At 59.1% G+C, this 12,711-nt stretch carries 14 protein-coding genes; 10 read left to right on the plus strand and 4 right to left on the minus strand.

Annotation, left to right across the window (positions count from 1 at the left end; translation table 11 throughout):
• Position 1 precedes the first annotated feature (1 nt).
• Positions 2-865: a PHP domain-containing protein gene (locus ACYZTW_RS25365; protein WP_046046431.1), complete on the minus strand. Its 864-nt coding sequence runs from the start codon at positions 863-865 to the stop codon at positions 2-4.
• 87 nt (positions 866-952) lie between these two features.
• Here ACYZTW_RS25365 and ACYZTW_RS25370 point away from each other — a divergent pair, with 87 nt between their 5' ends.
• The 7 genes from ACYZTW_RS25370 to ACYZTW_RS25400 all read left to right on the plus strand — a co-directional run bounded on the left by ACYZTW_RS25370 (position 953) and on the right by ACYZTW_RS25400 (position 7,008).
• Positions 953-1,549 carry a septation protein A gene (locus ACYZTW_RS25370; protein ID WP_462002269.1) on the plus strand — a complete coding sequence of 199 codons (597 nt, stop codon included), beginning with the start codon at positions 953-955 and terminating at the stop codon, positions 1,547-1,549.
• A gap of 1 nt (position 1,550) precedes the next feature.
• Entirely contained in the window at positions 1,551-1,850 is a 300-nt protein-coding gene (locus ACYZTW_RS25375; protein WP_059407602.1) for a YciI family protein, read from the plus strand.
• 110 nt (positions 1,851-1,960) lie between these two features.
• Positions 1,961-2,374, plus strand: a complete 414-nt coding sequence (locus tag ACYZTW_RS25380; RefSeq protein WP_462002270.1) for a translation initiation factor 2 — start codon at positions 1,961-1,963, stop codon at positions 2,372-2,374.
• Positions 2,375-2,381: 7 nt separating this feature from the next.
• The gene (locus tag ACYZTW_RS25385) at positions 2,382-3,059 is read left to right on the plus strand and encodes a response regulator transcription factor (RefSeq protein WP_027922300.1); all 678 of its coding nucleotides are present in this window, start codon (positions 2,382-2,384) and stop codon (positions 3,057-3,059) included.
• Between the two features lie 329 nt (positions 3,060-3,388).
• Complete coding sequence (locus ACYZTW_RS25390; RefSeq protein WP_462002271.1) at positions 3,389-3,838, plus strand: LTXXQ domain protein; 450 nt, start codon at positions 3,389-3,391, stop codon at positions 3,836-3,838.
• Positions 3,839-4,104: 266 nt separating this feature from the next.
• Entirely contained in the window at positions 4,105-5,445 is a 1,341-nt protein-coding gene (locus tag ACYZTW_RS25395; protein WP_462002272.1) for a sensor histidine kinase, read from the plus strand.
• Positions 5,446-5,583: 138 nt separating this feature from the next.
• Positions 5,584-7,008, plus strand: coding sequence for an IS1182 family transposase (locus tag ACYZTW_RS25400; protein ID WP_462001183.1), 1,425 nt, complete (start codon positions 5,584-5,586; stop codon positions 7,006-7,008).
• Positions 7,009-7,256: 248 nt separating this feature from the next.
• Here ACYZTW_RS25400 and ACYZTW_RS25405 read toward each other — a convergent pair whose 3' ends face one another.
• On the minus strand, positions 7,257-7,823 hold the full coding sequence (locus ACYZTW_RS25405) for an NAD(P)H nitroreductase (RefSeq protein ID WP_462002273.1): 567 nt from the start codon (positions 7,821-7,823) through the stop codon (positions 7,257-7,259).
• A gap of 175 nt (positions 7,824-7,998) precedes the next feature.
• Between ACYZTW_RS25405 and ACYZTW_RS25410 the strand changes: the two genes are divergently transcribed.
• Positions 7,999-9,453 (plus strand): TrkH family potassium uptake protein, encoded by a 1,455-nt coding sequence (locus ACYZTW_RS25410; protein WP_462002274.1) that lies wholly within the window; start codon positions 7,999-8,001, stop codon positions 9,451-9,453.
• Here the strand turns inward: ACYZTW_RS25410 and ACYZTW_RS25415 are convergent.
• On the minus strand, positions 9,410-10,471 hold the full coding sequence (locus ACYZTW_RS25415; protein ID WP_462002275.1) for an AraC family transcriptional regulator: 1,062 nt from the start codon (positions 10,469-10,471) through the stop codon (positions 9,410-9,412). The two genes, ACYZTW_RS25410 and ACYZTW_RS25415, sit on opposite strands and share 44 nt — an antisense overlap.
• 163 nt (positions 10,472-10,634) lie before the next feature.
• On the opposite strand from ACYZTW_RS25415, the gene ACYZTW_RS25420 reads away from it, so the two are divergent.
• Both ACYZTW_RS25420 and ACYZTW_RS25425 read left to right on the plus strand, forming a co-directional pair.
• Positions 10,635-10,946, plus strand: coding sequence for an Mpo1-like protein (locus ACYZTW_RS25420; RefSeq protein ID WP_462002276.1), 312 nt, complete (start codon positions 10,635-10,637; stop codon positions 10,944-10,946).
• Between the two features lie 99 nt (positions 10,947-11,045).
• Positions 11,046-11,636, plus strand: a complete 591-nt coding sequence (locus tag ACYZTW_RS25425; RefSeq protein WP_462002277.1) for an HD domain-containing protein — start codon at positions 11,046-11,048, stop codon at positions 11,634-11,636.
• 136 nt (positions 11,637-11,772) lie between these two features.
• On the opposite strand, the gene ACYZTW_RS25430 is transcribed toward ACYZTW_RS25425, so the two are convergent.
• Positions 11,773-12,588, minus strand: coding sequence for a UDP-2,3-diacylglucosamine diphosphatase (locus ACYZTW_RS25430; protein ID WP_008156147.1), 816 nt, complete (start codon positions 12,586-12,588; stop codon positions 11,773-11,775).
• Between the last annotated feature and the right edge of the window lie 123 nt (positions 12,589-12,711).

Genomic DNA, 12,711 nt, shown 5'->3' on the forward strand with positions numbered 1-12,711 from the left:
TTCAGACGGCGGCAATAATTGGGTCATGTTTGAATCGACACCACAGTGGTGGCAGATCCTCCGGGAGCGGGCGGTACTCACCGATCTCGGACCAGCCTCCAGGGCCATGAAAATCACTGCCGGCGCTGACCAGCAGACCGAACTCGCGGGCGAGAATCGCCAGGCTGCCCACTTGCTCGGCGGGCTGATGGCCATTGACCACTTCGATAGCGTGGCCCCCTGCTTGAATATAGTCGGCAATCAGGCGGCGACGTTTGCTGCGAGTGAAATCGTAGTGCCAGGGATGCGCCAGGCTGACCCAGGCCTTTGCGGCGCGCAGGGTTTCGACGGTGTCTTCCAGGGTCGGCCAGTGTTGCTTGACGTCGCCCAGCTTGCCGGCGCCCAGCCATTTGCGGAACGCTTCGGCGCGGTCCTTGACGAAACCTTCACGCACCATCCAGTCGGCGAAATGCGGGCGGGCCGGCGCGTTGCCGCTGTCACCCAGTTCCTGCTGGATGGCCCGGGCCCCTTCGAGCGCGCCCGGCATGCCTTTCAATGCCAGTTTTCGGCTTATTTCTTCGGACCGTAGCCAGCGGCCATCGTGCAATTTAGCGATGGCCTCGACCAACGGCGCGGCATTGACATCAAATCCGTAGCCCAAAACGTGAATGGTCGCGCCGCCCCAGGTGCAGGACAATTCGACGCCGTTGACCAATTGCATCCCCAGCGCGGTAGCCGTACTGCGAGCCTCGTCGAGGCCTTCGAGGGTGTCGTGATCGGTCAGGGCCAGGACTCGCACGCCTTTCTCGAACGCACGCGCAACCAGTACTGCAGGCGCGAGAGCGCCATCGGAGGCCGTGCTATGGCAGTGCAAATCAACATTCACGGGACTTTTTTACCTCAAATCAGCTGGCGCTATCGCGCGCCCATATGTTTGTTATTATGCCGCCACATCCTGCTTCTGGCTGCCACTGTGAAACAATTCATCGATTTCATCCCGCTTCTGCTGTTTTTCATCGTCTTCAAACTCGATCCACGGGTCGTTGACATCGCCGGTCATGAGTTGACTGTAGGCGGAATTTACAGCGCCACCGCCATGCTGATCATCAGCTCGCTGGTGGTTTACGGCACGCTGTTCATCAAGCAGCGCAAGCTGGAGAAGAGCCAGTGGCTGACCCTCATCGCCTGCCTGGTCTTCGGCAGCCTGACCCTGGCGTTCCACAGCGAAACCTTCCTGAAATGGAAAGCCCCGGTGGTGAACTGGCTGTTCGCCCTGGCATTCATTGGCAGCCACTTCGTCGGTGAGCAACTGCTGATCAAACGCATCATGGGCCACGCGCTGAACCTGCCGGACCCGATCTGGACTCGACTGAACATCGCCTGGATCGGTTTTTTCCTGTTTTGCGGCGCCGCCAACCTGTTCGTCGCGTTCACGTTCCAGAGCTACTGGGTCGACTTCAAGGTCTTCGGCAGCCTGGGCATGACGTTGCTGTTCCTGGTCGGCCAGGGCATTTATTTGTCCCGCCACCTGCACGACGCCGATACCACAACGCCAAAAACCGAGGACTGACATGCTTTACGCAATCATTGCCACAGACGTCGCGAACTCCCTGGAAGCCCGCCTGGCCGCACGGCCTGCACACCTTGAGCGCCTGCAAGTGCTCAAAGGTGAAGGCCGCATTGTCTTGGCCGGCCCCAACCCGGCGGTCGACAGCAATGATCCGGGCGCTGCGGGTTTCACCGGCAGCCTGATCGTCGCCGAGTTCGATTCCCTGAGCGCCGCACAGGCCTGGGCCGATGCTGATCCGTATATCGCCGCAGGCGTCTACGCCAACGTTTCGGTCAAGCCGTTCAAGCAAGTCCTGCCGTAATATCCCTCCAGCGCGATGAACCTTATCGGTTCATCGCGCGCTCAACGCTCATTATTCTCGTTTACCGGCCGACAACCTGCCCAATACTCGTATTGGAATCAGGAGTTGCGATGCGCAAAGGTCCGTTGTGTCTGATGTTGGTGACGTTGTCGATTGTGGCCGCTGCCCACGGTGAAGAAAGCGCCGAGGGCGGTAATTCCACGCCATTGTCCCTGAGCGCCGGCAGCCAGATCACCGAGTTGCAACAGCGCTTGAAGGTAAGCGAACAGCAACGAGAAGAACTGAGCAAACAACTGCAAAATACCGATGCCGAACGCGAAAGCGCCCAACTGAGCCGGTTGCGCCAAGAGAATCAGCGCCTCAAGCTGCAACTCAAGGAAGCCCAGGCCAGCAGCCCGCTGCCGCGTCTATTGACCGATCAGCAACAGTGGTTCGTCATCGGCGCCGGAGTAGCGCTATTGGCGCTGCTCTGCGGTATCTTCGCCAGTGGTGCCACCAGAAAACGTAGGCAATGGCTAAATTGAGTGAGTCATGAGCGAGCTGTTATTAATTGATGATGACCAGGAGCTGTGTGAGCTCCTGAGCAGTTGGTTGAGCCAGGAAGGCTTCCAGGTCCGCGCCTGCCACGATGGTCAGAGCGCCCGTCGCGCACTGGCCGAAACGTCGCCGGCCGCCGTGGTACTGGATGTGATGCTGCCGGACGGCAGCGGCCTGGAATTGCTCAAGCAATTGCGCAGCGACCACCCGGATTTACCTGTGCTGATGCTTTCGGCCCGCGGCGAGCCGCTGGACCGCATCCTCGGCCTGGAACTCGGTGCCGACGATTACCTGGCCAAACCGTGCGACCCACGGGAACTGACAGCCCGCCTGCGCGCCGTGTTGCGCCGCAGTCATCCGGCAGCAGTCTCCAGTCAGCTCGAACTGGGCGACCTGTGTTTCAGCCCGGTGCGCGGCGTGGTCAGCATCGATGAACAGGAATTCACCCTCACCGTTTCCGAAAGCCGTTTGCTCGAAGCCCTGCTCAAGCAACCCGGCGAGCCGCTGGACAAACAGGAACTGGCGCAAATCGCCCTCGGCCGCAAACTGACGCTGTACGACCGCAGCCTGGACATGCACGTCAGCAACCTGCGCAAAAAGATCGGCCCGCACCCCGACGGCCGCCCACGCATCGTGGCCCTGCGCAGCCGAGGCTATTACTACAGCCTCTGAACCCTAACGCGAACTTTCGTAGCAGCTGTCGAGCCCCAGCGAGGCTGCGTTCGGCTGCGCAGCAGTCGTAAATCCTGCGCGCTCGGTTCACCTGAAAGTCCGCAGCGCCTGAATTCACGACTGCTGCGCAGCCGAACGCAGCCTCGCAGGCTCGGCAGCTGCTACACAGGTCAGTTCCTTCAGAGAGAAGTAGGCAAAGTGTTGGATTTGTCAGGTCAATCTGAGATCGTCTTTACCCAAGCTTTACGCTCTGCTGACCGCCGCTGACCTTGATCTCCGTAATCTGTACTCATCCGGAACGTACCGGGAACGAGACAAGGAGATTCACCATGCGCAAGACTCTTATCGCTCTGATGTTCGCTGCCGCCCTGCCAACCGTTGCCATGGCCATGCCTGAAGGTGCCGGCTCGATGGGTGGCCCGATGGACGGCTCACGCCATGGCGGTCAGATGCACGGCATGCACGGCAAAGGCCCGTACAGCCAGCTGGACCTGAGCCGCGAACAGCGCGAGCAGATCCGCAAAATCATGGGCGAGCAGATGCATGAGCGTCAGCAAGTGGTCGACAAGTACCTGGAAAAACTCTCGCCAGCCGACCAGAAGGCCATGAAAGATGAAATGGCAGCCAACCACAAGAAAGCTGAAGCTGACGTGCGAGCCTTGCTGAAACCGGATCAACAGAAGGAATTCGACGAGATCCAGAAAAAACAGGCTGAGCGTCGCGCCGAATGGGCCGAGTTCAAGGCCTGGAAAGCGCAACAGCCGCAAAAAGCGCAATAATGCGCTAACCCCCGGACCCGACGGCTAACACCGTTGGGTCTGATGCCACTCAGTTCAATGTGGGAGCGAGCCTGTGTGGCGAGGGGATTTAGCGAAACGTCGCACCGCCCCGTTGGGCTGCAAAGCGGCCCCGAATCGAACATTGCGGTGTTTCAGATACACCGCAAGCAATGGTTTGACGACTGCTTCGCAGCCGAACGGGGATAAATCCCCTCGCCACACAGGCTCACTCCCACATTGGATTTGTGTTTGTTTGAGGATTTTCTGTGCGCTCATTGTTCTGGCGTATCCTGGCCAGCTTCTGGCTGGCCATCTCTCTGGTTGCGGGGCTCTCCATTCTGCTCGGGCACATGCTCAATCAGGACGCGTGGATTCTCAGTCGCCACCCGGGCCTCAACACCCTGGCCGAACAGTGGACGCAAACCTACGAGTCACAGGGTGAAGACGCGGCCCAGGACATTCTGGAACAGCGCAAGCGCCAGTATCACATCGACGTTCAGGTGCTCAACGAGAGCGGCGATCCGGTGGTGCGCGGTACCTTTCCACGCCGGGCGGCGGCCTTCGAAGCGCGGCAGAACAACGACGACCGTCGCCTGCCGTGGCGTCGTCTGACCGCGGAATACACCAGCGAAAAAACCGGCGACACCTACCTGCTGATCTACCGCATTCCGCACCCGGAGCTGGACGCCTGGCACCGCGAAAGCCTGCTCTGGCCGTTGAGTGCGCTGGGTATCGCGCTGGTGGTGCTGACCTTGTTCAGTCTGTTCGTGACGTTGTCCATTACTCGCCCACTCAACCGCTTGCGCGGTGCGGTGCATGATCTGGGGCAAACCACCTACCAACAAAACAGCCTGGTAAAACTGGCCAACCGGCGCGATGAGTTTGGCGTGCTGGCCAACGACTTCAACCGCATGGGCGCGCGCCTGCAAAGTTTGATCGGCAGCCAGCGGCAGTTGCTGCGGGATGTGTCCCATGAGCTGCGTTCACCGCTAGCCCGGCTGCGCATTGCGCTGGCTCTGGCCGAGCGGGCCAACCCTGAAGAACGGGAAAAACTCTGGCCGCGCCTCACTCGGGAGTGCGACCGGCTGGAAGCGCTGATCAGCGAAATCCTGGTACTGGCGCGGGTCGATGCCGACAACGCCAGCGCCGAAGAGGTTGATCTCAATGCGCTGCTCAACACCCTGCAAAAGGACGCTCAATTAGGTTCCCCAGAGCAGAACGTGCACCTTGAGGCCGAGCCGCAGCTGAACCTTAAAGGCTGGCCGACGATGATCGAACGCGCCGTCGACAATCTGCTGCGCAATGCTCAGCGGTTCAACCCGGTAGGGCAATCGATTGAAATGCAGGCGGTGCGTCAGGGTGAGCGGATTGTGGTCAGTGTGCGTGACCACGGGCCAGGCGTAGAGGCTACGCATTTGAACCAGTTGGGTGAGCCGTTCTACCGGGCGCCGGGGCAGACGGCGGCTGGACATGGTTTGGGATTGGCGATTGCGCGCCGGGCGGCGGAGCGGCATGGCGGGAGTCTGGTGCTGGCCAATCATCCGGACGGTGGGTTCATCGCAAGCCTGGAATTGCCTCTGGTGCCTGGGGCTGTGGTGCAGCTCTGAAACCCACCCCTCACCCCAGCCCTCTCCCCATGGGGGAGAGGGGGAAAGGGAGCAGATCCAGACTGTGTGAAAACCTAGCAATCTGCGCGGAGCTCAAAGAAAATGCTCCGTATCGAAAGATACGGAGCATTTTTCGTTATGGCCTACATCCAAGGACAGTCCCGCAGCCAGACCAGCCTGTTCCCGGTCTCGCTGGAAGAGTTGATCCCCGAGGATCACCTCGTTCGTGTGATCGACACCTACGTCGCCAAGCTTGATCTTGTGCGCTTGGGTTTTGATAAAGCCTTATCAAAAGGTACCGGGCGCCCCTCTTACGATCCCGCCGATCAGCTCAAGCTGTTCCTCTATGGCTATTTCCAGCGGATTCGCTCATCGCGGCGTCTCGAAGCCGAGTGCCAGCGCAACATCGAAGTGATGTGGTTGATCAACCGGCTCAAACCCGACTTCAAGACCATTGCCGACTTTCGCAAGAACAACAAAGCTGCCTTTATCGCGACCTGTCGTGCCTTCGTCCAGTTTTGCCGCACGGTGGGTCTCATCGCCGGCGAGCTGGTGGCCATCGATGGCAGCAAGTTTCAGGCGGTTGCTTCCTCGCGGCGTCATATGAATTTGAAGCGGCTCAAGCACCAGGAGCAGAAGCTGGATAAACGCATCGCTCAGTATTTGGCCGAGTTGGATGAGGCGGATAAAAACGAAGCCAATGAGGTGGTTGATCGCAGTGCGGTCAAGACGGCTTTGGCGCAACTTGAACTCAGGCACTCCAATAACCTGACGTGCCAGGCACTGATGAAATCAATGGAGCTTGAGCAATTCAATACCCACGAAAGCGATGCCCGAATGATGCGAACGCACAAAGGGCCGCGGGTTGCGTACAACGTGCAAACCGCCGCGGACGCTGAGCATTGCCTGATTCTGCATCATGAAGTCACTCAGGACAGTGATGATCGCAAGCAACTTGAGCCGATGGCCAAGGCCGCCAAGGAACAACTGCAGCAAGATGAACTGACGGTCACTGCCGATGCGGGCTACTCGAATGGCAGGCAGTTCCAGGCTTGTGAGGATGAGAACATCACGGTTTATGTACCGCCGAATCGGTCAAGTAACTCCTGCGGTAAGGAGCAGGCGTTCTTCGATCGAACAGTGTTTACCTACGATGCAGCGCAGGATCGATATCAATGTCCTGCCGGCAAATGGCTGACACTCAAGCAGATCAGTAAGGGGGATCGCATCTATCAGGCGGCGGTTAGCGACTGCGCCAACTGTCCGCTGAAAGCGCAATGTACTGAGGCCCAGCGCCGCTATGTCACACGCCATGCTCATGAAGAGGCTTTCGAACGAATGGAGCAGCGAATGCTGGCGCATCCAGAAATGATGACCGCTCGAAGATCCATCGTTGAGCATCCGTTCGGCAACCTTAAGCAGTGGTTGTTTGGCAATGCTCGCTTCCTGCTGCGACAGCTTGAGGGTACAAGAGCCGAAATGGCCTTGGCAGTGAACGCCTACAACCTGAAACGAGCAATTAACGTGCTCGGCGCGCGCCAACTGATGGCGTTGATGGGCTGAAAAGCCTTTTTCGCCTGCTGTCTGCACAAAAGCAAACGCCCCGAACAAGTCGGGGCGTTTGCTTGGAACCACCATCAGTGCGTTTTCACACAGCCTGGATCGGAGGCGTTTCATATCCTGAGTTCAACTCGGATTTTCAGGTCGATGTAGCTCCAAGAACAACCCGGTCAGTCTCCTCTCCCTCCGGGAGAGGGTTAGGGTGAGGGCTGGATCACAATGATTCACCCCTCACTCACAAACGACCGCTCTCAGCCCTTGGAAGGCCAGACGCTGACAAATTCCGCCAGATCAACCTTCTCCGCAACACGCGGCTCTTTCTGCGGCGTACCCAGATAAAGAAACGCAATCACCTCTTCCCCTTCAGCCAGCCCCAACCCCTTGGCCACATGCGCCGAATACGCCAGTTCACCCGTGCGCCACACCGCGCCAATCCCTTGCGCATAAGCCGCCAGCAAAATCCCGTGAGCCGCACAACCCGCCGCCAGCAGTTGTTCGGACTTCGGATATTTAGCGTGATCCTGCAACCGCGCGATCACCACAACCACCAGCGGCGCACGTAGCGGACCGTTACGCGCCTTGTCCAGCGCCGCCTCGGACACCTCACTGTCCTGCAGCTTCGCTGCTTCGGCCAGCAACTCGCCCATTTGCTCGCGCGCCGCGCCTTCGACTGTCAGGAAGCGCCAAGGCTGTAAGTGGCCGTGGTCTGGCGCTCGCATCGCAGCGCCAAACAGCACTTCGCGTTGTTCTGCGGTCGGTGCCGGTTCAATCAGTCGTGGAACGGAAACACGGTTGAGCAAAGCGTCGAGAGCCTGCATCGGCCACCTCCTGAAAAAAATGTGAAGCCATTCTAGGGCCTGCCATCAATTATTGCCTGCGCGGCACAGGCAATAATTGATGGCAGGCCCTGCAACCACCGCGGGAGTGCCGGTTTACATAGCAGACCCCGCAGGTAGAATGGCGCCCTTCCCTATTTCAGCCCGAGCGGACTTCATGGCGTTGCCGACCTTACGGACTATTGGTTTCATCATCGGCATCTTCCTGATCACACTGGCCATCGCCATGGTCGTGCCCATGGCCACGCTGGTGATTTTCGACCGCACCAGCGACCTGCCGTCGTTCCTCTGGGCGAGCATGATTACCTTTCTCGCCGGCCTCGCGCTGGTCATCCCCGGTCGCCCGGAACATGTACACCTGCGTCCGCGAGACATGTACCTGCTGACCGTCAGCAGCTGGCTGGTGGTGTGCATCTTCGCCGCGCTGCCGTTCCTGCTGACTCAGCACATCAGCTACACCGACTCGTTCTTCGAAAGCATGTCCGGTATTACCGCCACCGGGTCCACCGTGCTCACGGGCCTGGACACCATGTCCCCTGGCATTCTGATGTGGCGCTCGTTGCTGCACTGGATCGGCGGCATCGGCTTTATCGGCATGGCGGTAGCGATTTTGCCACTGCTGCGCATCGGCGGCATGCGGCTGTTTCAGACCGAGTCGTCGGACCGTTCCGAAAAAGTCATGCCCCGTTCGCACATGGTGGCGCGATTGATCGTTGCGGCCTACGTCGGCATCACCATTATCGGCAGCCTGGCGTTCTGGTGGGCCGGTATGAGCCCGTTCGATGCGATCAACCACGCGATGTCGGCGATTTCCACCGGCGGTTTCTCAACGTCCGACCAGTCTCTGGCCAAGTGGACGCAACCGGCGGTGCACTGGGTGGCGATTGTCATCATGATCCTCGGCAGCCTGCCGTTCACCCTGTATGTAGCGACCTTGCGCGGTAACCGCAGGGCACTGATCAAGGATCAGCAGGTTCAAGGCTTGCTCGGCATGTTGCTGGTGACCTGGCTGGTGCTTGGCACCTGGTACTGGTGGACCACCCAGCTGCATTGGCTGGAGGCGCTGCGGCATGTGGCGCTGAACGTGACCTCGGTGGTGACGACCACCGGTTTCGCACTCGGGGACTACAGCCTGTGGGGCAACTTCTCGCTGATGCTGTTCTTCTATCTGGGTTTTGTCGGCGGGTGCTCGGGCTCGACCGCTGGCGGGATCAAGATTTTCCGCTTCCAGGTTGCTTACATCCTGCTCAAGGCCAACCTTAACCAGTTGATTCACCCGCGCGCTGTGATCAAGCAGAAGTACAACGGTCACCGCCTCGACGAAGAGATCGTGCGTTCAATTCTGACCTTTTCGTTCTTCTTCGCCATCACCATCTGCGTCATCGCGCTGCTGTTGTCGCTGCTCGGCGTGGACTGGATGACCGCCCTTACCGGCGCGGCCAGCACAGTGTCCGGCGTCGGTCCTGGACTGGGCGAAACGATTGGCCCTGCGGGCAACTTCGCCACCCTGCCGGGCGCCGCGAAGTGGATTCTCTCGTTCGGCATGCTACTGGGCCGACTCGAGATCATTACGGTGTTTGTTCTGTGTATTCCGGCGTTCTGGCGTCACTGACAAGCTTCGGTGCTTCGATCAGCCGCGCCCGGTAGTCGCCGGGTGTGGTGTCGAACCAGCGTCGGAAGGCGCGGAAGAAGTTACTCGGATCGGCGAACCCCAGCAGGTAGGCAATTTCCAGCAGGGTCATGGTTGGCTGGGCCAGGTATTGCTCGGCCAGTTCACGTCGCGTGTCGTCCAGCAACGTCTGAAAACTCGTGCCCTCCTCCTGCAAGCGTCGCTGCAAGGTGCGTTGCGACAGGTGCAGCGTCTGCGCCACGGTGTCGCGCTTGGGTTCGCCCTGGGGCAGCAAACGGCACAGCACCTGTCGCGCCTTGTGGGTCACGCGACTCTCGGAAAACCGCGCCAGGTATTCACCGGCAAACCGGTCATGCAACAGCGCCATCGCCTCGTTGGCGGTAGGCAGCGGTGCCTCCATGTCAGCGCGCTCGAAGATCAAGGCGTCAAAAGGCGCGTTGAACACCAAAGGCGCATGGAAGGCTTGTTTATAGGGTTCGAGATCGGCGGGTTGATCGCCCTGCACCAGCACCTTGCGCGGTTGCAGGGTGCGCCCGGTCAACCAGCCACACAGCGCCAGGGCACACGCCAGTGACGCTTCGGCGCTCTGCCGGGTCGGTGGCAGGTGGTCGCCGTGGACCGTCAGAATCAGCGCGTAACCTTCTTCCAACAACCGGAAACTCAGGTCGGCACTTTCGGCAATGATCCGCTGATAACGCACCAGCCGTTGAAAGCCTTCGGCCAGGGTCTGGCTGGACATCAAGGCGTAGCCCGCCACATGGAAGGAGGCCGGTCGCACCACCTTGCCCATGTTCAGGCCAATCGCCGGGTTGCCGGACAGCTCAACCGCGCGCTGCCACAGTCGTGTCATGGAATCTTGCGGGAAGCGCGCGTCCGGATCATCCAGTGCCGCGTAGTCGAGCCCCAACTGCTTGAACAGAACCCGGCAATCCAGGCCGTCCATCTCCAGTGCTTTGACAATCCCCATCGCCCAGCTTGCAGAAGTCGTTCGTTCGCTCATGGCGTCTACTTACTACTTAGTGAGCCGTCTACCGCGGCCAATTTCCGAAGGATACTAAAGTGGCGCTTATTGTCACTGGCTGATGCCAATGATCACTCTAGACTCAAATACGCTACCCGCAGAACAACTTGCAGTCAGAACAATAACCACAGAGATCGCAGTCGTGGAAAACATCAAACGTTTCAATAGCTTCGCTGAGTTCTACCCGTATTACCTCAGCGAACACAGCAACAGTACCTGCCGACGATTGCACTTTATCGGCACGACGCTGGTTATTTTCATCCTGGCCCTGACCATTGGCAAAGGCGCCTGGCTACTATTGTTGGCCCTACCGCTGGCGGGTTACAGCTTCGCCTGGGCCGGGCATTTCTTCTTCGAGAAGAACCGTCCTGCGACCTTTCAACATCCGTTTTACAGCCTGCTCGGCGATTTCGTTATGTACCGAGACATGATTCTGGGCCGCGTGCCGTTCTAGGCCCGATGGGCCACAAAAGCGTCCTGCGTAGCCAGTGCGATATTGGATCCAGGCCCTACACTCAAAAAATCCCTTTCGAAAAGAATAAGAGGATAGGCGATGAATGCCAACGCCCGTTTCACCCACATGCAGGACGGCACGCAGGAAGACTGGGCGATCATCGCCGCAGACTTCAGTGCCTATGCGAGGCAATTGCCGACACGGATTGTGGCGCACCTGAAATTACTGGAGGGCGATTTTGGCGGCTTCCCGGTGGATCGTCTGACCCATTCCCTGCAAACCGCCAGCCGTGCCTGGCGCGATGGCCGCGATGAAGAATACGTGGTCTGCGCGCTGCTTCACGACATTGGCGACACCTTGGGTTCCTACAACCACCCGGACATCGCCGCAGCGATTCTCAAGCCGTTCGTCAGCGCCGAGAACCTGTGGATGGTCGAGAAGCACGGGATTTTCCAGGGGTATTACTTCTTCCATCATCTAGGGATGGACCGGCATTTGCGCGAGCAATTCAGCGGGCATCCGCAGTATCAGGCGACCATTGAGTTTTGCGCCAAATATGATGCAGCGGCGTTTGATCCGGCGTATGACACGCTGCCGCTGAGCTTCTTTGAACCGATGATGGAACGGTTGTTTGCGCAGCCGAAGTATTCAATTTACAAGGCGGCGATGGAAGAACATTCGCCAGCCTGAAAACTGCTGGGGACTGCCGCGCAGTCCATTCGCGAGCAGGCTCGCTCCCACAGGTGACCGAGTTCTTTCAGGAAAATACGATTAAAAATGTGGGAGCGAGCCTGCTCGCGAAGAGGCCCGCCCAAACACCTTGTTCTTAAGCCGGTTCCGCGATTTTAATGGCCTTCAACTCGGCCTCCCGCGCCTGAGCATCCGCCAATCGATACAACTCGATCGACCCGTCCCAATGCTCGATCAGCGCTGTGCACGACTCCACCCAATCCCCGCAATTGAGGTAGTCCACCCCGCCGACCTTGCGAATTTCGGCATGGTGAATGTGCCCACACACGACGCCGTGCAACTCGCGCTTGACGCACTCGTGAGCGATGGCTTCTTCGAAATCGCTGATGAAGCTGACCGCGGTTTTGACCTTGTGCTTGAGGTAGGCCGACAGCGACCAGTAACCGTAGCCATAACGGGCGCGCCAATGGTTGAGCCAGCGGTTGAGGGTCAGGGTGAATTCGTAGGCCGAGTCACCGAGAAAGGCCAGCCAGCGGTGATACCGGGTGATCACGTCAAACTGATCGCCGTGGATCACTAACAGATGCCGACCATCGGCGGTCACGTGCACCGCTTCATCCACCAGTTGGATATTGCCCAGAATCAGCTTCGAATAGCGGCGCAGGAATTCGTCGTGGTTGCCGGTGACGTAGATCACCTCGGTGCCGCGCTTGCTCATGGTCAGCAACCGGCGGATCACATTCGTGTGCGCCTGAGGCCAGTACATGCCGCCGCGCAGCTTCCAGCCATCGATGATGTCGCCGACCAGGTAGATCTTGTCCGCGTGGTAGCCCTTGAGAAACTGCGACAGGTGTTCGGCCTGGCAATCCCGGGTACCCAGATGCACGTCGGAAATCCACAAGGTCCGCACACGTTGCTTACGACTGGGTTTGGCGAGCTCGGCGCTGGTCATGGGCAACCCTCTGCAAAAGTTTTTGCAACTTTGCGCCGGTCGGGTTAATTGCCCATGACAGTGGCGAGTCAGTCCTGTGACAGCGCTCGGCCGGTGTAGACTGGCCGCACCTTGACCAGGAGA

Source organism: Pseudomonas sp. LB3P25 (assembly GCF_054897985.1).

What these genes read in the sequence shown, in the direction of transcription:
- ACYZTW_RS25375 (WP_059407602.1), top strand. Translation starts at nt 1,551, where the DNA reads ATGCTTTACGCAATCATTGCCACAGACGTCGCGAACTCCCTGGAAGCC.
- ACYZTW_RS25380 (WP_462002270.1), top strand. Translation starts at nt 1,961, where the DNA reads ATGCGCAAAGGTCCGTTGTGTCTGATGTTGGTGACGTTGTCGATTGTG.
- ACYZTW_RS25385 (WP_027922300.1), top strand. Translation starts at nt 2,382, where the DNA reads ATGAGCGAGCTGTTATTAATTGATGATGACCAGGAGCTGTGTGAGCTC.
- ACYZTW_RS25390 (WP_462002271.1), top strand. Translation starts at nt 3,389, where the DNA reads ATGCGCAAGACTCTTATCGCTCTGATGTTCGCTGCCGCCCTGCCAACC.
- ACYZTW_RS25400 (WP_462001183.1), top strand. Translation starts at nt 5,584, where the DNA reads ATGGCCTACATCCAAGGACAGTCCCGCAGCCAGACCAGCCTGTTCCCG.
- ACYZTW_RS25405 (WP_462002273.1), bottom strand. Translation starts at nt 7,823, where the DNA reads ATGCAGGCTCTCGACGCTTTGCTCAACCGTGTTTCCGTTCCACGACTG.
- ACYZTW_RS25410 (WP_462002274.1), top strand. Translation starts at nt 7,999, where the DNA reads ATGGCGTTGCCGACCTTACGGACTATTGGTTTCATCATCGGCATCTTC.
- ACYZTW_RS25415 (WP_462002275.1), bottom strand. Translation starts at nt 10,471, where the DNA reads ATGAGCGAACGAACGACTTCTGCAAGCTGGGCGATGGGGATTGTCAAA.
- ACYZTW_RS25425 (WP_462002277.1), top strand. Translation starts at nt 11,046, where the DNA reads ATGAATGCCAACGCCCGTTTCACCCACATGCAGGACGGCACGCAGGAA.
- ACYZTW_RS25430 (WP_008156147.1), bottom strand. Translation starts at nt 12,588, where the DNA reads ATGACCAGCGCCGAGCTCGCCAAACCCAGTCGTAAGCAACGTGTGCGG.